This is a genomic window from Arthrobacter sp. Ha26 (assembly GCF_059091705.1).
In genome coordinates, this window is the sequence record NZ_JBNHGX010000001.1 from 593,023 (window position 1) to 609,742 (window position 16,720).

The window sequence follows — 16,720 nt, forward strand, 5'->3', positions numbered from 1 at the left end:
AAGACGGGCCGTTGGGGACCAAACCTGATAGCGCATCGTCCGGATTCGCGCGAAAGGTGATGGGGCGTCGGGCCGAAAGGGGCGGAAGGTGATGGAGGGTTTCGGGGTGGTGTTGACGGGGTCGCGCGGCGGAGCTCTCGTCCGGTAGCGAACGGCCGGTCCATTGTCGGGGCGGGTCGATATATTGAAACCATGACCCAGACTCCCCTGCAGGATTCCGCCAGCACCGCGACTGCCACGCCCGCTCCCCCGGTTGCCAGGAAGGTCCCCACCGAACGCACGCACCACGGGGACACCTATGTGGATAACTACGAGTGGCTGCGGGACAAGGAATCCCAGGAAGTTGTGGAGCACCTGAAGGCGGAGAACGCCTACCAGGAAGCGGTCACAGCCCATCAGGAGCCGCTGCGCGAGGCCATCTTCCAGGAAATCAAGGGCCGCACCCAGGAAACAGACCTCTCCGTCCCGCACCGCAAGGACGACTGGTGGTACTTCAGCCGCTCCGTGGAGGGCAAGGAGTACGGCATCCAGTGCCGGGTCAAAGCAGAAAACACGGGCAATCCAATCCGGGACTGGACTCCGCCCCGCGTGGAACCCGGGGTGGACATCCCGGGCGAACAGGTCCTGCTGGACGGCAACGTCGAGGCCGAGGGCAAGCCCTTCTTCTCCGTCGGCGGCACGGCCGTGACAGTGGACGGGAACCTCTACGCCTACGCAGTGGACAACAGCGGCGACGAACGCTTCACCCTGCGCATCAAGGACCTTCGCACGGGTGAGCTCCTTCCGGACGTCATCGAGAACATCTTTTACGGCGTCTCCTTCTCCCCGGACGGCGCCCGCATCTTTTACACCGTGGTGGACGAGTCCTGGCGCCCCTACCAGGTCAAGGCACACACCCTGGGTACTCCCGTCGAGGAAGACGCGGTGATTTATCAGGAGGACGACGCCGCCATGTGGCTCGGCTTCGAGCTCTCCGCCGACAGGCGCTACCTCGTGCTGGGCATTGGCTGCTCCGAGTACAGCGAGACCCGCCTGCTCCGCTTCGATGACCCTGCGGGCGAACTGACAACGGTGATCTCGCGCAACGAGCGCGTGCTGTACGAGGCCGAGCCGTTCCTGCTGACGGGCCCGGACGGCGGAAAATCGGAGAAGATCCTGCTGACGCACAACCGCGGGGCCGTCAACTCCATGGTTTCCCTGGCAGATCCGGCCGAGCTCAGCAAGCCGCTGGCAAAGCAGCAGTGGGACACCGTGGTGGAGCATTCCGACGACGTCCGCGTCAATGGCGCGGGGGTCACCTCCACGCACCTCGTGGTGTCCATCCGCAAGGACACCATCGAACGTGTCCTGGTGATGGGGCTGTCCGGGCTGGGGACAGCCGCACAGGAACCGCCAGTGGAGCCGGCGTTTGATGAGGAGCTGTACACGGCCGGCGTGGGCGGCTCGGATTACGAGGCCCCGTTGATCCGCCTGGGGTACACCTCCTACTTCACGCCGTCGCGGGTTTACGACTTCGTGCTGCCCACCCCCGAACAGCCCGCCGGGGAGCTGCTGCTCCGGAAGGAAAGCCCCGTGCTGGGCGGCTACGACGGCAGTGACTACGTGGCCACGCGCGAGTGGGCGAAGGCCCAGGACGGAACCCGGATCCCGCTCTCGGTGCTGCGGCACAAGGCAGTCCGGCAGGATTCGACGGCGGCTGGCCTGGTGTACGGCTACGGCTCCTACGAGATGAGCATGGACCCGGGCTTCGGCATTGCGCGGCTGTCCCTGTTGGACCGCGGAGTGGTGTTCGTGATCGCCCACATCCGCGGCGGCGGTGAGCTGGGCCGGCACTGGTACGAGAACGGCAAGAAGCTCACCAAGAAGAACACGTTCACCGACTTCATCGACGCCACCGACTGGCTGGCCGGTTCCGGCTGGGTGGATCCCACCAGGATCGCCGCGTTGGGCGGCTCGGCCGGCGGGTTGCTCATGGGTGCCGTAGCGAATATTGCACCGGAAAAGTACGCCGCAATTGTGGCGCAGGTGCCGTTCGTGGACCCGTTGACCAGCATCCTTGACCCCGAACTGCCCCTGTCTGCGCTGGAGTGGGAAGAGTGGGGCAATCCGATCACGGACCCCGAGGTTTACGCGTACATGAAGTCGTACGCCCCTTACGAGAACATACGCCCGGCGGCGTATCCGAAGATTGCCGCCGTGACCTCCTTCAATGACACCCGGGTCCTCTACGTGGAGCCTGCCAAGTGGGTGCAGGAGCTGCGGAACAAGACCACCGGAACCCAGCCGATTGTGATGAAAATCGAGATGGACGGCGGCCATGGCGGCGCGTCCGGCCGCTACGTCCAGTGGCGCGAACGGGCCTGGGACTACGCCTTCATCGCCGATTCACTCGGGGCCAGGGAGGTGCTGCCGGGCGCCGGCCTGCGGTAACACTTAAGGCGACGACGGCGGGCGGGTCCCGCCGTCGTTCGTCCGTCTTGCGCCGATGCGCCGTGCCCCAGGCTGGGGGCTCCCGGGCAGGTCTTTGGACATCAATACTGCGGGTGCTCGGCAAGCCACTCCGCCAGGGTTTCCAGGTTCGCGCGGACCGTCCTCCCCTGTGCGCGTTCCACCAGGGAGTCGGCCAGTTTGCCAAAGACCCCGCCCAAGCCGGACGCGGCGTCGATCCTCTGGGTGAGGCGGGTGCCGTCGGCAGCCGGTTCGAGTGTGAACGCGACCGTAAAGTCCAGCTTGCCCTCGACCGAACGGGACACCATGCGCCGGGGCGGATCGAACTCGATGACCTCCACAGTCCAGTCAAACTGGCGCCCCATGATCTTGCTGGTACCGCGGCCCCGGGAACCGAGGCCAACCGGGCCTTCCCCCACCTGCGCAGACGAGGTGACGGAGGAATCATAGACGGCGATGTTTTCGAACTTCGAGAGGAAGTCAAAGACCTCCTGCGGCGGCCTTGCAATAACCACACTTTCCTCTACAACAGGCACAGCAGTCTCCTTTGGAAGGCACCTGATCCGGCCCGGCTGGCCGGCGCATGGGCAGGCACAGCGCCAGAGTGGACCCGGAGCCTGCCAGTGTCAATGCCCTGCGGGAGAGCAAAGCCGGGCTGCAGGGAGGGCAGCCTCCTGCGCCACTCCGACCCGCCTGACCGCCCTGACCTGCTGCAACAGGGCGCGCGGCAGGTCCCGCGCAATTCCCAAAAAAGCTAATCATGCTTACCATTGTCTGGCGTTGGCTGCCCGCTGGGGGCAGGAGTACCGGCGTTGAATGTGGAGGTTTGAGCATGGAACAGGAAATGCGTCCCGTGACCGCTGACGAACTGATCGCAGAACAGGCAACGGCTTTGCCCGATAAGGAAGTTGCCTCTGTCCTTGACCTGAACGCGGACCTGGACCTGGGCATCGACGCGGCAGCGCCCATTGATCTCGCCGTGGCCGCCAACGCCAACGTCGCTGCCCCGATTGACGCCGCCGCTTCTGCCAACATCCTCTCCTACGGCTCGGACGCGCAGGCGCTGGCGGACCAGGGCGTCATGATTGACCAGAGCATCGTGGCCGACGCGAACGCCGAGTCCACGCAGGACAGCGTCATCGACCAGGGCAACGACACCGTCGATGACGGCACGTCGGGCACCGACGGCACGTCAACTACCGGGGGCACAGAAGCGGCCGGCACCGAAACGGCGGCCGACGGCGGCACCCTCCTTCCGGATGGAGCGGGCACCGACGGGCTCGTCTCCGACGGCGGCCTGACCGACGCCCTGCCCGACGTTGGCGCGCTGCCCGTGGATCCCGCAGCGGCGCTCGACGGGGACCTGCTCAACGTCAACGTGGACCTGGCAGCCGACGCGGATATTGCGGCTCCCATCAACGGTGCCGTGGCCGCCAATGCGAACGTCGCCGCACCGATCGACGCCGCCGTCGCAGCCAACATCGGTTCCATCGACAGCCAGGCCTACGCCGTGGCGGACCAGGACGCCTTGATCACCCAGCACATCGAGGGCGAAGCCAACGCCTCCGCCGACCAGCAGTCCGACCTCGAACAGTAAGCCCAGATGACCCACACCAGCGGCGGGCCGCGCTCCCAGGCCGGCCCGCCGTCGTCTGCTGTGCCCTTTGCCGAACAGCGGCCGCACGTCCCTGCCACGGCGGATGGCGTGCAGCTCATCGGCCCGTCCCAGGGATCCGGCTACCGGGAGCCGCCGTCGCTGGTGCGCCGCGCGGACGGCCAGACCCTCCAGCTGACGCCGTTGCTGTTCGCGGTGCTGGAAGCGGTGGACGGCAGGCGGACGGTGGAGGACATCGCCCAGCACGCCAGCCAGGCAACCGGGCGGCTGATCAGCGCCGAAAATGTGCGCACCCTGATCGATTCTCAACTCCTGCCGCTGGGCCTGCTCCGGCTGGCAGACGGCTCGCAGCCCCAAGTTCGCAAGGCCGACCCACTGCTGGGCATGCGCTTCCGCTACACCGTGACGGACCCGGAACGCACCCGCCGGATCACGGGACCGTTCGCGGTGCTGTTCAACCCGTTCATTGTGGTGGCCGTGACGGTGGCATTCCTGGCCTCGTGCTGGTGGGTGCTTATGGTGAAGGGGCTGGGATCGGCCACCCATGAAGCGTTCGGGAACCCTGTCCTGCTGCTGCTGATCTTTGCCGTCACCATCCTCTCCGCCGGCTTCCACGAGTTCGGACATGCCGCAGCCGCCCGCAAAGGCGGCGCCACACCGGGCGCCATGGGTGCCGGCGTCTACCTCATTTGGCCCGCGTTCTTCACGGACGTCACTGATTCATACCGGCTGGGCCGGGCTGGCCGCCTCCGCACGGACACCGGCGGACTGTACTTCAACGCCATCGTTGCCGTAGTGATCATGGGGCTATGGTGGGCCACCGGCTTCGACGCGCTGCTGCTGGTGGTCGTCACGCAGATCCTGCAGATGGTCCGGCAGTTGCTGCCCCTGGTCAGGTTCGACGGGTACCACATCCTGGCCGACGCCACCGGGGTCCCGGACCTCTTCCAGCGCATCAAGCCGGTCCTGCTCGGCCTGCTTCCCTGGCGGTGGGGCCGGCCGGAAAACAAAGTCCTCAAGCCCTGGGCACGTACCGTGGTGACCCTGTGGGTGCTGGTCACGGTGCCGTTGCTGATATTCAGCCTGGCCATGATGGTGATCTCCCTCCCGCGGCTGCTGGCCACCGCCTGGAGCAGCGCGGCCAAACAGCAAGGGCTGTTCGCCCAAAGCCTTTCCGACGGCGACCTTGCCGGCGCTGCGGTGCGCGTCCTGGCGATCCTGGCCGTTGTACTGCCCGTGGTGGGGATGCTCTACATCCTGCTGCGGCTCCTGCGGCAACTGGTCACCGGGCTCTGGCAGAAGACGCACGGCAAGTTTATGCAGCGCACCGCTGCCATGGGTGCCGTGGCGGCATTGCTCGCCGGGCTCGCCTGGGCGTGGTGGCCCGACGGCGGGACCTACCGTCCGGTCCAGCCTTACGAACGCGGGACGCTGGCCGATGCGACAACAACAATCTTTCCGTCCACGGGAACGGCCCTTCGTGAGGGGCGCAGCGGCAGGACCGTGGCGCTCTGGCCGGAAGGGGCGGCGAAGCCAACCCGCGAGAACCCGCAGCTGGCCATGGTGCTGGTTCCGGCCGACGGTTCGGCCACTGGCCCATCTGCCGTTTCCCCTGCCGGGTCTGCCGGTCCCGCCGCTCCATCATGGGTCTTCCCGTTCGACCGGCCGTCTGCTCCTGAACGGGACGGCAACCAGGCGCTGGCGGTGAACACCACCGACGGTTCCGTCACCTACAGCGTGGCATTCGCGCTGGTGTGGGCTGAGTACGGGGAACCCGTTGATGCGCGCAATGAGGCCTACGCCTTCGCCAGCTGCACCGGTTGTGCTGCCGTGGCGGTGGGTTTCCAGGTGGTCCTCATCGTGGGGCAGGCGGACGTCATTGTTCCGGAGAACCTGTCCGCTGCTGCGAACTACAACTGCCTTGAATGCCTTACCTACGCCCTCGCCAGCCAACTGGTCCTCACCTTGGACGGACCGTTGACGGACGATGGCATGGCAGCCCTTCAGGCGCTCTGGACGGAGATCGCGGAGTACGGCCGGAACATCCAGAATGTGCCGCTCTCCGAAATCCAGGACCGGCTCGCGGCCTACAAGGAGCAGATCACGGCCATCATCAAAGCCGACCCGGGTGCTACGAAGAGCCCGACGGCGCCAAGCACGTCCGGGCCGACAGGAGCCCCAGGAGCAACGGGGGCTTCAACACCGCCCAGCCAGGGAGCCGAAGCACCTGCTCCGGCAGGAACTGCGGCCGCGACGGCACCGGCGGCGCCGCCGGTCCCCGGTGACGCCCCGCCGTCGTACGCCCCCGTTGAGACGGCGGTCCCAACAGCGGATACTGGGGGCACGGCCCCGGCCGTGGAGCCCCTACCGACCGCAAATCCCAGCTAGGAGTGCAGATGCCGTTGAGCAAGGGAACGTCCGTGGAATGGAACACGCCGCAAGGCACAACGCACGGCAAGATCGTGGAGAAAAAGACCAGCGACTTCGAGCTGGATGGGCACACGCACCGCGCCACTGAGGAGGAACCCCAGTATGTGGTGGAGTCCGCCAAAACCGGAGCCCGCGCGGCCCACAAAGCCTCGGCCCTGACGGAAAAGAAATAACCCGGTGGCTGGGCAGCACGAAGTTGTCATCATCGGCGGCGGCAACGCGGGCATCTCCCTCGCCGCCCGGCTGGAGCGGTACGGGGTCAAGGACGTGGCCGTTGTTGAGCCCCGGGACCACCACCTTTATCAGCCGCTGTTCTCGCACATTGCCGGCGGCAGGGCGTCAGCCAAGGAAGCGGTCCGGCCCCAGGAACCGTTGATCCCGAAAGGCGTGACGTGGATCCGGGACGCAGCCGCCGGTGTGGACACCGACTCGAACACGGTGACTCTTGGGTCCGGCACCACCGTTGCGTACGGGCAGCTGGTGGTGTGCCCGGGCCTGCAGTATGACTGGGACGCTGTGCCCGGGCTCGCCGAGGCAGTCCATTCGCCACACGGCGCCTCGCATTACGAATTCGAACTCGCACCCAAGGCCTGGACCCTGCTGAGCGGGCTGACATCCGGCACGGCCTTGTTCACCATGCCGTCCGGGCCCATCAAATGCGGTGGGGCGGCGCAGAAGCCCATGTACCTGGCCTGTGACTACTGGAAGGAACAGGGCGTGCTGGACCGGATCCGGGTGGTCATGGTGCAGCCTTACCCCACGATTTTCGGCGTGCCCGAGGTGGACCGGGAACTGGACCGGAAGATCGCCGAGTACGGCATCGAGCTGTGGACCAACAGCGAACTCGTGTCTGTTGATGCCGCAGGCCAGCTCGCCACCATCCGCAACACGGGCTCAGGCGACGAGGAGAACCTGCACTACGACGTCCTGAACGGCGTCCCGCCGCAGTCCGCCCCAGACTGGCTAAAAGCCACCAACCTGCCGGCGGCCGGCGATGCCGGCGGTTTTGTGGAAGTGGACCGGCAAACCCTGCGGCATATCCGGTTGCCGAACGTCTGGTCCCTGGGTGATGCTGCCGGGACCACCAACTCGAAGTCCGGCGGTGCACTGCGCAAGCAAGCGTCCGTGCTGGCCAAGAACCTGGTGGCAGCGCGGAAGGGGAAGCAACTGCCCGCCAAATACAACGGCTACTCGGTCTGCCCGTTCACCGTCTCCCGCGACACTGTGGTGTTTGCCGAATTCGATGACCGCTACCGGCCCATGCCCACCATCCCGCGGGTCCCCACCTGGAACGAGAGCAGGCTGTCCTGGGTGGTGGACCGTGACATTTTTCCGCAGGTCTACTGGAACATGATCCTCAAGGGGCGGGCCTGACCGAAGGGTCGGGCCTAACCGAAGGGGCGGGCCTCACCGAAGGGTCGGGCCTAACCGAAGGGGCGGGCCTCAGCGCCTTCGGCTCAACCAGGGGCATTCTGCTGCAGCCGCCCCAATTCCCGGGCCACGCGCCACTCGTCAGCCAGGACTGCGTAGATCAGCTCGGTGGCCCACTGGCCCTTGTAATGCCACTTGTCCACATGCCGTGCCTCCTGCCGCATGCCCAAACGGCGGCACAGCCCGGCGGATGCCGTGTTGAGCTCGTCCAGCCGTGCCTCGATCCGATGCATCCCCAGGTCCTCAAAGCCCAGCCGGAGAACGGCCGCGGCGGCTTCCGTGGCGTATCCCTTGCCCCTCGCGGCCGGTGCCAGGGTCCAGCCCACTTCGCCCTGGCCATGGCCGGGGAGCCACTTCAGCACCACCTCGCCCTGCAGTCCCGGGACGCCCGGCACCTCGATGGCCAACGCCACCCAGTCCCCCTCCTTCTCGAAGACAAAGTTGGCGTACCTGCCCACCCGCTCCATCGATTGCGTGTACGTCTTGGCCGGCCCTGGCAGGAAGCGGGCGGTTGCCGGCAGCGAATGGTAAGCATGGAAGGCGTCCAGGTCGGTGCCGTCAAAGCGGCGCAGGATGAGCCGTTCGGTATGGATCGGCAGGGTGATATGCGGCATGGACAGAGGCTACGCCATGGCCCGTCCATTGCTCCAAATCAGCCCTTTTGAGCGTCCAAAAGGGCCTTGATGGAGCAACCGATGAAGAGACGGCGGCGGCAGCTGCCTCCGTGTGGAGTGCTGACTGTTGCTCCTCCCACCGTCCAGGCGTAGGGTTCGCGTACGGCCTGCTGGCGCCCGCCCTGTCGCATATTCTTGCCCTTCGTGGAAGGTCGTTGCCATGGTCAAGCCGGTGGGGCGTTGGGCCGGATCCCTGGGGTTCGTGATGTTGCTGGCCCTTCCCGCCTGCACCTACGAGGAGAACACGGAGGAGCCAACCCAGGCAGCGACGACAGCCGCTCCTGCCAAGGTTCTCCGGGTGGGGACCCAGGATGATGGCAATGTGCCTACGCGCGGCCAGATCGAGGAATTTGCCCGGCAAGTTGCGGAACGATCCGGCGGAAGCCTCGCTATTGAGCCGGTTTTTAGGGCCGGAGGCGACGAAGTGAGGGCCTGGGATCAACTCGTCGCGCACCGGGTGATGACCGGCGACCTGGAGATGGCGGTAATTCCCGCCCGGACGTGGGATACCGAAGGCGTGTTATCTTTCCGCGCCCTCTCCGCACCGTTTTTGGTAACGTCCAGCGCCATCATCCGGGAAGTCGTCAAACCCGAGTACGCACAGGGCATGATGGCCGGCCTCAAGGACGTGGGCGTCACAGGGCTAGCCCTGTTCCCTGACGGGCCGCGGGTGCTGTTCTCCTTCACCACCCCGATCCTCACGCCTGATGACATCAAGGGGAAGGTGGTCAGGGCGCCCCTGTCCGCCACTACCTTCGCTGTCCTGGAGGCTCTCGGCGCGGTGCCGCAGGATCTGGCCGACCAGGAATTCGGCAATCGGGTTGAAGACGGAACGGTGGGCGGCGCCGAATCGTCAATGGCCTATGCCTCCAACTTGCCAGGTGCGCTGAACAGGTCGGGGCACGCGGTCGCGACAGGTAATGTGGTGGTCCACTCGAAAATCAGCACCCTGGTGATCAATGACAAGGCCAAGGATGCCCTCACCGCCGCGGAGCAGCAGATTCTCCAGGACGCGGCGGACTACACCCGGGAATGGGCCGTGGCACTGCTCTCACCGCTCGCGGCGGAGGCTCGGAAGTACTGCGAAGACGGCGGCCGAGTGGTGCTGGCAACCGAACAACAACTGGCTGCCTTCCGTGAGGCCGCAGCCCCGGTCTATGGCGCTCTCGAACAGGACGCCGGCACCCGGAAACTCATAGCATCAATCCGCGATCTGGCCGCCAGGACTCCAGCCGAGCCCGCCGTCGCGCCCTGCGACTACGACACCTACTGACGGCACACGCGCCAGCTCTGGAAGCGGGACCGTCAGGAAGGAACCGATGAAGAGACGACGGCGGCAGTCGCCTCCGCGATGGCGCGTTCCTCGTCGGTGGGAATCACCAGGACGGGGAGGGCAGACTGTGGCGTGGAAATGACGCGCGGTTCCTTGGACCGCGCAGCGTTCAGGCCGCCGTCGAGCTCCACCCCCAGCGCACCCAGCTTCTCCGCCACGAGCGCGCGGAACTGGTGTGAGTTCTCGCCGATCCCGGCGGTGAAGACCAGGGCCTTGGCCCCGCCCACGGCCACGTGGTAGCCGCCGATGTACTTGGCCAGCCGGTAGGAGGCGACCGCGAGCGCGGTGGCAGCCTTCGCGTCACCGGCCTCGGCCGCCTCCACCACGGAGCGCATGTCGTTGTTCCCGGCCAGGCCCTTCAGCCCGGATTCACGGTTGAGCATGGTGTCCAGGTCCTCGGGGCTCCACCCGGCCCGGCCCAGGAACACCAGGATGGAAGGGTCAAGGTCACCCGAGCGGGTCCCCATCACCAGGCCCTCCAACGGCGTGAAACCCATGGACGTGTCCACGGAGCGGCCGCCGCGGATGGCCGTGACGGAGGCGCCGTTGCCCAGGTGGGCGATCACGCCGTCGAACTCCTCCACGGGCAGGTCCAGCAGCGCTGCCGCCTGGCGGGTGACGTACTCATGGGACGTCCCGTGGAACCCGTAACGGCGGATGCCGTGGTTGGTGTACAGCTCGTCGGGGACGGCGTACCGCCAGGCCTGCTCCGGGAGGGTGCGGTGGAAGGCGGTATCGAAGACGGCCACCTGCGGCATGCTGGGCCACTTCCTGGTGATGGCCCGGATGCCCAGCACGTTGGCGGGGTTGTGCAGGGGCGCCAGCGGGTTGAGGCGCTCGATGGCACGGGTGATCTCGTTGTCGATCAGGACCGGCTCGGCAAACCGCTCACCGCCGTGCACTACCCGGTGCCCCACGGCGGCCAGCTCGAGATCACCCAGCTCCTGGTGGATGGCCGCGTCCACCTGCTCCAGCGCCTCGGCGTGGTCCCGCGGGCCCTCGATTTCGCCGTCCCCGTCGCCACCGTTGCCCATGCCGATCTTTTCGATCAGCCCCTCGGTGAGGACGCTCCCGTTGGCCACGTCACGGACCTGGTACTTGAGGGAGGACGAGCCGGAATTGATGACGAGCACGAGCATACGGGCCTCCTGAGCCTGGCTTTTGCAGTTCAAACCACACTATAGGTGGCACGGCCGGCTCGGCGTTTTCCTTGCGGACGGGCGCGGGCTGCGCCTAGAGTCGGCGGACAGGCTGGACCACGGCGAGAGGACATCTTCATGACAAGCGAGCCCACCCAGATCGACGAGAACGACCCCACCAACACGGGGTCCAGCAGTACGGCGCCTCTGAACGCACACGAGGGCGGCAGGTCCGGAACGTCAGATCCCACCGGCGTGGAGGGTGCCAACCCGGCCCTGGATGACACGGGCGGCCTCAAGGCAGCCGAGACCGGGGACTCTCCGGAGGCACCGGACAACACCGAGAACCTCGACCTGACACCGCAGGGACTGTCCGACGAGCCTGCCAAGCAGGAGGACGACGAAAGCCTGGCCAAGCCGGACAACAGCTAACCCCTCGGAAAGGACGACGGCGGCACCGCCTGGGTGCCGCCGTCGGCCTTTGTTGTGTCCCCGGAATCAGGACCCCGCCTGGTCGCGGCAGCCTCAACCGGCGGGAGGACCTCAGGCGGGACGCCCCTGTGCGGGCCCAGGAGTGCCGTGTACCCGCCGTGTGGCGGGCGCCCGGGCAAGGCCGATGGCCGCGAGCACGGCTCCCACGCCTTCGGCGACAGCGCTGAGCGTCTTCTCGAAGAACCACACGGGCTCATACATGGCGGGCAACGGGCCGAAGGCCGGGATATCGACATAGCGGTACAGCATCACGGCAGCGAAGGCACTCAATGCAACTGCCAGGGCCAGGGCGTAGGCGAGCTTGCTGCCCCGGATCAGGACATAGAACGCCACCAGCACCGCCGCAGCCGATTCGAGCAGGAACAGGTTGCCCTGCCCTATCCCGCCCGGGTTCGCGGCCTGGTAGCCCGGAGCCAGAATGATATGCACTCCGGCGTCGATGAACAGCGCCAAGGCTGTCAGCACCCTCAGGGTGATGTTCATTTCACCGTCAGCGTTCCTTTCATGTTGGAGTGGTACACACAGATGTAGGCGTAGGTGCCGGGTTGCGAGGGGGCCGTGAAGGTGCCCGTTGCGCCGCCGGCGAGGTCGACGTCAAAGACCTTGTTCTTTTCGGCTGTGACGGTGTGCGGGGCGGAGTCCATGTTCTTGACCGTCACCACCGCACCGGGTGCCACCGTCAGCGGCGCACCATAGTTGAAGTCCTTGATGGTGATGGTCGCCGCCGCTTCCGGCGCTGCGTCGGTGCTGGCTCCTCCTGGCGGTGCAGCCCCGGTTCCGCCTCCGCCGCCGGGGGCGCAGCCGCCCACCAGGACCGCGGCCATCAGGAGCACTGCCGCCTTGCCTCGAACCGCCCTCATCCTGCACCACCCTTGACGCCGGAAACCAGGCCGGGAAGTCCCCGCCCGTCCCTCTAATTGTGCGCCTAATGGTGGGGGCTGGCGGGCCGAAATGATCCTACAAAGCCGGAGCCTGCGCCTGGATGGCAGTGATGGCAACAGTGTTCACGATGTCCTCGACAGTGCAGCCGCGCGAGAGGTCGTTCACCGGCTTCCGCAGCCCCTGCAGGACCGGCCCGACGGCGACAGCCCCCGAGCTCTGCTGCACCGCCTTGTAGGTGTTGTTGCCGGTGTTCAGGTCCGGGAAGATGAACACCGTGGCCTGCCCGGCAACGGAGGAACCGGGCATTTTGGACTCGGCGATGGAAGCGTCCACGGCGGCGTCGTACTGGATGGGCCCTTCCACGGCGAGGTCGGGGCGGCGCCGGCGCACCAGTTCGGTGGCCTGCCGCACCTCATCCACCGCCTCGCCCGAGCCGGAGCCGCCGGTGGAGTAGGACAGCATGGCCACCCGCGGCTCCACCCCGAACTGGGCGGCGGTCTCGGCCGAAGCCAGCGCAATGTCCGCCAACTGCTCCACGTTGGGGTCCGGGTTCACCGCGCAGTCCCCGTACACCAGCACCCGGTCCGGCATGAGCATGAGGAACACGGAGGACACGATCTTCACGTCCGGGCGGGTTTTAACGAACTCCAGCGCCGGCCGGATGGTGTGCGCCGTGGTGTGGGCAGCCCCGGACACCATCCCGTCCACCACGCCGAGCTGGACCATCATGGTGCCGAAGTAACTGACGTCCTGCATGACCTCCAGCGCCTTGGCCAGGTCCACGCCCTTGTGCGCCCGCAGTTCGGAGTACTTCTCGGCGAACTTCTGCCGGAGGTCCGACGTGGCAGGGTCCACGATGTTGATCCCGGACAAGTCGATGCCCCGCGCGGCCGCCAGCTCCCGCACATCCAGTTCCGGGCCCAGCACAGTCAGGTCGCAAACGTCCCGCCGGTGCAGGATTTCAGCCGCCCGCAGGATCCGCACGTCCGTCCCCTCCGGGAGAACCACATGCCGGCGCTGGGACCGCGCACGTTCGATGAGGTCATGCAGGAACCGCAACGGGGTCATGCGTTCGGCCCGGGGCAGGTGCAGCCGTTCCACCAGCTCAGCCTCGTCCACGGTGCGGGACCAGAGGCCCAGGGCCGAGGCCACCTTGCGCCGGTGCCCGGACCAGATCTCGCTCCGCACTTCCGAGACGCGGCGGGCCGTGGTGTAGGTGTCATCGCCGGCCGCGAACACCGGGAACGGTGCCTGTGCCAGGAGCGGGTAAATGTTGGCGTCAGGGGCCAGACCACCGGTGAGGATCAGCGCCGATGCCACCGGGAACTCGGGCGAGAAGGACGACGCCAGGCAGGCCACCATCACATCCGCGCGGTCGCCCGGCACAATCACCAGGGCGCCTTCGTCCAGGACGTTCAGGAAGTTGCCCACATTCATGGCCGCCACCTTGATATCGCGGACATCGCGTTCCATATCCGCCCGGCCGGCGATCTGCCGCACACCCAGCGCGGCGGCCACCTCACCGGTGGTGGGCCGGGCGATCTCCTCCAGCTCCGGCAACACGTATACCGGTCGTTTGGAAGCGCCGGGCTTCACGGCTGCGGCGATTGACTCCACGTCGTCCGGGTGGGCGCGGTTCACCATAATTGCCAGCAGGGCGCACTTCTCCGCGACGAGCTCCTTGCGGGCAACCTCGACGGCGGCCGCCGCTTCCGCCACCGTGCGCCCCTTCGCGCCCACGACCGCCACAACAGGTGCCGCCAGGTTGTTGGCAAGGCGGGCGTTCAAGTCGAATTCGACGGCGGCGTCCTGGCCCGTAAGGTCGGTCCCCTCGATGATCACCACATCGCAGTGGCGGGACATTTCGGCGAAGATCTCCACGCAGCGGGAGTCGATGTCCGCCCGCTTCCCTTCGGCGAGCAGGGACCGGACTTCCTCGTGGGTGAGGCCGCCGCGGCACCGTTCATCCTCCAGCTCGAACCGCGACTTCATCAGGGCCACCATGGGATCGTTTGCCGCATCGGGGCCGTGGACCACGGGTTTGAAGAAACCGATCCTGTCCGCGTGCCGGTACAGGGTGTCCGCCAGGCCCAGGGCCACGAGGGACTTGCCCGAGCCGGGGGTGGTTGCGCTGACGTAGATGCCTTTGGCCATGGTCCGCCCTTTGCTGGTCTGCTGGTGCCGGTACTCCATCCTTGCACTTACCGCACAGAGCCGCCTGCCATCCACTCCAGCCCAGCTTTTGGCTGTCCTGCCCTAAGGCGTCCCAAGGTTGGGTTCTGAATCGGCAAAAACTGGGCTGGTCTGGACTGCTCGCTGATTCCCCTGCCCTTGACACCGGACCCCCTCATGGGATTACCTAATGAACATTCGGTAAATAAAGCTGGAGGCAATGACGCATGGCTGAAACGACAGTTTCCGGGGAAATACACCCCATCCTGGAAAACGACTACGCCTCCGAATGGATGGGAATCCAGGTCCTGTCCCTCAGCGACGGACACGCCACCATCCGAATGACCCTCCGCCAGGAGATGCTCAACGGCTTCGGCATGGCCCACGGCGGAATGATCTTCGCCTTCGCGGACACGGCCTTCGCGCTGGCCTGCAACCCGGTCAACCCGGCACCCGGCGAGGAAAAGAACATCACCGTGGCTGCCGGCGTCGACATCAACTTCCTGAAGCCGGCCTACCGCGGCCAGGTGGTCACCGCCGTCGCAGACCGCCGCTCCAGCGCCGGCCGCAGCGGGCTGTACGACATCCAGATTTTCGCTGCCGATGCCGGCTCCCAGCCGCATTCCGAAACGCCGGGTGAGCTTATCGCCGAGTTCCGCGGCCGCAGCCGGACCATCCCCAAGAAGTAGGAAACCCAATGACCCTCCACGCCCCCGAATCCCCCACATCCGCGGCCGCCCCAACAGATGCCACCCTGGACCGCGAGGAAACCATCTCCCGCGACGAGCTCGAAGCCCTGCAGCTCAGCCGGCTGCAGCACAGCGTGGCCTATGCCTACGAGCGGGTGCCCCTGTACAAGCGCAAGTTCGACGACGCCGGCGTCCACCCCTCGGACCTGCGCGAACTGAGCGACCTGGGCAACTTCCCGTTCACCACCAAGGAGGACCTGCGCGCCGAATACCCGTTCGGCATGTTCGCGGTGCCGCAGAGTGAAGTAGCCCGTATCCACGCCAGTTCGGGCACCACGGGCCGGCCCACCGTGGTCGGCTACACCAAGCAGGACCTGGCCGACTGGGCCAAGCTCGTGGCCCGCAGCTTCCGCGCCTCGGGCATCCGCCCCGGGATGAAGGTCCACAACGCGTACGGCTACGGCCTGTTCACCGGCGGCCTGGGCGCCCACGCCGGTGCCGAAGCGCTGGGCTGCACCGTCATCCCGATGTCCGGTGGACAGACCGAACGCCAGATCCAGCTCATCCAGGACTTCAAGCCGGACGCCATCCTGGCCACTCCCACCTACCTGCTGACCATCGCGGATGCCATGGCCCACATGGGCATCGACCCAGCCTCCACCTCGCTGAAGTTCGCCGTACTGGGCGCCGAGCCGTGGACCCAGGAAATGCGGCACGAACTCGAAGTCACCATGAACATCAAGGCCTGCGACATCTACGGCCTGTCCGAGGTGATGGGCCCGGGCGTCGCCGGCGAGGCCGTGGAAACCCAGGACGGCAGCCACATCTGGGAGGACCACTTCCGCCCCGAAATCATCGATGCCTTCAATCCCGTAGTGGGCAAGGAAAACGTCCTGCGCGACGGCGAACACGGCGAGCTGGTCTTCACGTCGCTCACCAAGGAAGCCCTGCCGATCATCCGCTACCGCACGAAGGACCTCACCCGGCTCCTGCCCGGCAGCGCCCGTCCCGCGCACCGGCGGATGGGCCGCATCACCGGCCGCAGCGACGACATGATCATCCTGCGCGGCGTGAACCTCTTCCCGTCCCAGATCGAGGAAATCGCGCTCCGCATCCCCGAACTGAGCCCGCACTTCCAGCTCGAACTCACCCGCCCCGAGGGCCAGCGGATGGACCAGCTCACCGTCCGGATTGAACGGCGGGACGCCGTCAGCCCGGAGCAAAGCACGACGGCGGCACGCACCTTGAAGGAACAGATCAAGATCCACGTGGGTTCTTCGTGCACGGTGGACGTGGTGGAGCCGGGCTCGCTGGAGCGGTCCAACGGCAAGCTGCGCCGGATCTACGACCTGCGGCCGAAGGGATGACCGGCAGGGGGCGGTATGGCCTTGGCCGGACCGCCCCCTGCCGTTGAC

15 protein-coding genes are annotated in these 16,720 nt (G+C 66.6%); 9 read left to right on the forward strand and 6 right to left on the reverse strand.

The genetic code is table 11. The features are described from left to right. The first annotated feature begins 192 nt into the window (after window positions 1-192). Complete coding sequence (locus AC5RVY_RS02830; RefSeq protein ID WP_493953174.1) at window positions 193-2,430, forward strand: S9 family peptidase; 2,238 nt, start codon at window positions 193-195, stop codon at window positions 2,428-2,430. 101 nt (window positions 2,431-2,531) lie between these two features. Here the strand turns inward: AC5RVY_RS02830 and AC5RVY_RS02835 are convergent, their stop codons facing one another. Continuing rightward, window positions 2,532-2,984: an SRPBCC family protein gene (locus AC5RVY_RS02835; protein ID WP_493953175.1), complete on the reverse strand. Its 453-nt coding sequence runs from the start codon at window positions 2,982-2,984 to the stop codon at window positions 2,532-2,534. Window positions 2,985-3,280: 296 nt separating this feature from the next. On the opposite strand from AC5RVY_RS02835, the gene AC5RVY_RS02840 reads away from it, so the two are divergent. Genes AC5RVY_RS02840 through AC5RVY_RS02855 form a run of 4 tightly spaced genes read left to right on the forward strand, consistent with a single transcriptional unit; the run spans window position 3,281 to window position 7,867 of the window. Next, on the forward strand, window positions 3,281-4,045 hold the full coding sequence (locus tag AC5RVY_RS02840) for a peptidoglycan-binding protein (RefSeq protein ID WP_493953176.1): 765 nt from the start codon (window positions 3,281-3,283) through the stop codon (window positions 4,043-4,045). Between the two features lie 6 nt (window positions 4,046-4,051). After that, a complete protein-coding gene (locus AC5RVY_RS02845) occupies window positions 4,052-6,451 on the forward strand; it encodes a zinc metalloprotease (protein ID WP_493953177.1) in 2,400 nt (799 codons plus the stop codon). 8 nt (window positions 6,452-6,459) lie between these two features. Further along, a complete protein-coding gene (locus AC5RVY_RS02850) occupies window positions 6,460-6,666 on the forward strand; it encodes a hypervirulence associated TUDOR domain-containing protein (RefSeq protein WP_493953178.1) in 207 nt (68 codons plus the stop codon). Window positions 6,667-6,670: 4 nt separating this feature from the next. Continuing rightward, on the forward strand, window positions 6,671-7,867 hold the full coding sequence (locus tag AC5RVY_RS02855) for an NAD(P)/FAD-dependent oxidoreductase (RefSeq protein WP_493953179.1): 1,197 nt from the start codon (window positions 6,671-6,673) through the stop codon (window positions 7,865-7,867). An 83-nt stretch (window positions 7,868-7,950) separates the two neighbouring features. On the opposite strand, the gene AC5RVY_RS02860 is transcribed toward AC5RVY_RS02855, so the two are convergent. After that, window positions 7,951-8,538: a GNAT family N-acetyltransferase gene (locus AC5RVY_RS02860; protein WP_493953180.1), complete on the reverse strand. Its 588-nt coding sequence runs from the start codon at window positions 8,536-8,538 to the stop codon at window positions 7,951-7,953. 220 nt (window positions 8,539-8,758) lie between these two features. Here AC5RVY_RS02860 and AC5RVY_RS02865 point away from each other — a divergent pair, with 220 nt between their 5' ends. Further along, window positions 8,759-9,871 (forward strand): TRAP transporter substrate-binding protein, encoded by a 1,113-nt coding sequence (locus AC5RVY_RS02865; RefSeq protein WP_493953181.1) that lies wholly within the window; start codon window positions 8,759-8,761, stop codon window positions 9,869-9,871. Window positions 9,872-9,903: 32 nt separating this feature from the next. Here AC5RVY_RS02865 and AC5RVY_RS02870 read toward each other — a convergent pair whose 3' ends face one another. Then, on the reverse strand, window positions 9,904-11,070 hold the full coding sequence (locus AC5RVY_RS02870; protein WP_493953182.1) for an acetate kinase: 1,167 nt from the start codon (window positions 11,068-11,070) through the stop codon (window positions 9,904-9,906). A 138-nt stretch (window positions 11,071-11,208) separates the two neighbouring features. Here AC5RVY_RS02870 and AC5RVY_RS02875 point away from each other — a divergent pair, with 138 nt between their 5' ends. Beyond that, the gene (locus tag AC5RVY_RS02875; RefSeq protein WP_493953183.1) at window positions 11,209-11,502 is read left to right on the forward strand and encodes a hypothetical protein; all 294 of its coding nucleotides are present in this window, start codon (window positions 11,209-11,211) and stop codon (window positions 11,500-11,502) included. 111 nt (window positions 11,503-11,613) lie between these two features. On the opposite strand, the gene AC5RVY_RS02880 is transcribed toward AC5RVY_RS02875, so the two are convergent. The 3 genes from AC5RVY_RS02880 to pta all read right to left on the reverse strand — a co-directional run bounded on the left by AC5RVY_RS02880 (window position 11,614) and on the right by pta (window position 14,598). Continuing rightward, window positions 11,614-12,045 (reverse strand): hypothetical protein, encoded by a 432-nt coding sequence (locus tag AC5RVY_RS02880; RefSeq protein WP_493953184.1) that lies wholly within the window; start codon window positions 12,043-12,045, stop codon window positions 11,614-11,616. Further along, window positions 12,042-12,422 (reverse strand): cupredoxin domain-containing protein, encoded by a 381-nt coding sequence (locus tag AC5RVY_RS02885; protein ID WP_493953185.1) that lies wholly within the window; start codon window positions 12,420-12,422, stop codon window positions 12,042-12,044. Before AC5RVY_RS02885 ends, AC5RVY_RS02880 begins: the two co-directional genes overlap by 4 nt. A gap of 97 nt (window positions 12,423-12,519) precedes the next feature. Then, window positions 12,520-14,598 carry a phosphate acetyltransferase gene (pta, locus tag AC5RVY_RS02890; protein WP_493953186.1) on the reverse strand — a complete coding sequence of 693 codons (2,079 nt, stop codon included), beginning with the start codon at window positions 14,596-14,598 and terminating at the stop codon, window positions 12,520-12,522. A gap of 245 nt (window positions 14,599-14,843) precedes the next feature. On the opposite strand from pta, the gene AC5RVY_RS02895 reads away from it, so the two are divergent. Together AC5RVY_RS02895 and paaK are read left to right on the forward strand one after the other, a co-directional pair. Continuing rightward, complete coding sequence (locus AC5RVY_RS02895; protein ID WP_493953187.1) at window positions 14,844-15,305, forward strand: hotdog fold thioesterase; 462 nt, start codon at window positions 14,844-14,846, stop codon at window positions 15,303-15,305. Between the two features lie 8 nt (window positions 15,306-15,313). Next, a complete protein-coding gene (paaK, locus tag AC5RVY_RS02900) occupies window positions 15,314-16,672 on the forward strand; it encodes a phenylacetate--CoA ligase PaaK (protein ID WP_493953188.1) in 1,359 nt (452 codons plus the stop codon). Window positions 16,673-16,720 lie beyond the last annotated feature (48 nt).

Excerpts from the sequence above, each read along its gene's own strand:
- AC5RVY_RS02885 (WP_493953185.1), bottom strand. The coding sequence starts at position 12,422 with ATGAGGGCGGTTCGAGGCAAGGCGGCAGTGCTCCTGATGGCCGCGGTC.
- AC5RVY_RS02865 (WP_493953181.1), top strand. The coding sequence starts at position 8,759 with ATGGTCAAGCCGGTGGGGCGTTGGGCCGGATCCCTGGGGTTCGTGATG.
- AC5RVY_RS02840 (WP_493953176.1), top strand. The coding sequence starts at position 3,281 with ATGGAACAGGAAATGCGTCCCGTGACCGCTGACGAACTGATCGCAGAA.
- AC5RVY_RS02875 (WP_493953183.1), top strand. The coding sequence starts at position 11,209 with ATGACAAGCGAGCCCACCCAGATCGACGAGAACGACCCCACCAACACG.
- AC5RVY_RS02830 (WP_493953174.1), top strand. The coding sequence starts at position 193 with ATGACCCAGACTCCCCTGCAGGATTCCGCCAGCACCGCGACTGCCACG.
- AC5RVY_RS02895 (WP_493953187.1), top strand. The coding sequence starts at position 14,844 with ATGGCTGAAACGACAGTTTCCGGGGAAATACACCCCATCCTGGAAAAC.
- paaK (WP_493953188.1), top strand. The coding sequence starts at position 15,314 with ATGACCCTCCACGCCCCCGAATCCCCCACATCCGCGGCCGCCCCAACA.
- pta (WP_493953186.1), bottom strand. The coding sequence starts at position 14,598 with ATGGCCAAAGGCATCTACGTCAGCGCAACCACCCCCGGCTCGGGCAAG.
- AC5RVY_RS02880 (WP_493953184.1), bottom strand. The coding sequence starts at position 12,045 with ATGAACATCACCCTGAGGGTGCTGACAGCCTTGGCGCTGTTCATCGAC.
- AC5RVY_RS02845 (WP_493953177.1), top strand. The coding sequence starts at position 4,052 with ATGACCCACACCAGCGGCGGGCCGCGCTCCCAGGCCGGCCCGCCGTCG.
- AC5RVY_RS02860 (WP_493953180.1), bottom strand. The coding sequence starts at position 8,538 with ATGCCGCATATCACCCTGCCGATCCATACCGAACGGCTCATCCTGCGC.
- AC5RVY_RS02870 (WP_493953182.1), bottom strand. The coding sequence starts at position 11,070 with ATGCTCGTGCTCGTCATCAATTCCGGCTCGTCCTCCCTCAAGTACCAG.
- AC5RVY_RS02850 (WP_493953178.1), top strand. The coding sequence starts at position 6,460 with ATGCCGTTGAGCAAGGGAACGTCCGTGGAATGGAACACGCCGCAAGGC.